Origin of the sequence: Bowmanella dokdonensis, assembly GCF_017254865.1 — a bacterium.
Classification (GTDB): Bacteria; Pseudomonadota; Gammaproteobacteria; order Enterobacterales; family Alteromonadaceae; genus Bowmanella; species Bowmanella dokdonensis.
The window spans coordinates 1-369 of sequence record NZ_JAFKCV010000164.1; the positions used below are offsets into that span (position 1 = coordinate 1).

Below are 369 nucleotides of genomic sequence, written 5' to 3' on the forward strand. Positions count from 1 at the left end.
GGCTTGGATACCACCTCAACCTGGAATGCATTACTGCGAGGTGAAAGTGGTATTGGCAATATCGAAAGCTTCGATGTGAGCAACTTTTCCACCCGTTTTGCTGGTGCTGTGAAAGGCTTCGATGTTGAGCAGTACATGCCCAAGAAAGAAAGCAAAAAGATGGACTTGTTCATCCAGTATGGAGTGGCTGCCGGTATGCAGGCACTGAAGGATTCCGGTTTGCAAATCTCCGAGGCCAATGCCGGCCGTGTAGGGGTTGCCGTAGGATCCGGCATAGGTGGATTGGGACTCATTGAAGAGAACCACAGTAAATTGCTGGCGTCGGGACCTCGTAAGATTTCCCCGTTCTTTGTGCCCTCTACCATCACT

General features: G+C 50.7%; 1 protein-coding gene. It reads left to right on the plus strand.

What is annotated here, in order from left to right:
* Positions 1 to 369 (plus strand): beta-ketoacyl synthase N-terminal-like domain-containing protein (locus tag J0A66_RS22055; protein ID WP_439098888.1); only part of this gene is annotated, 369 nt, incomplete at both ends.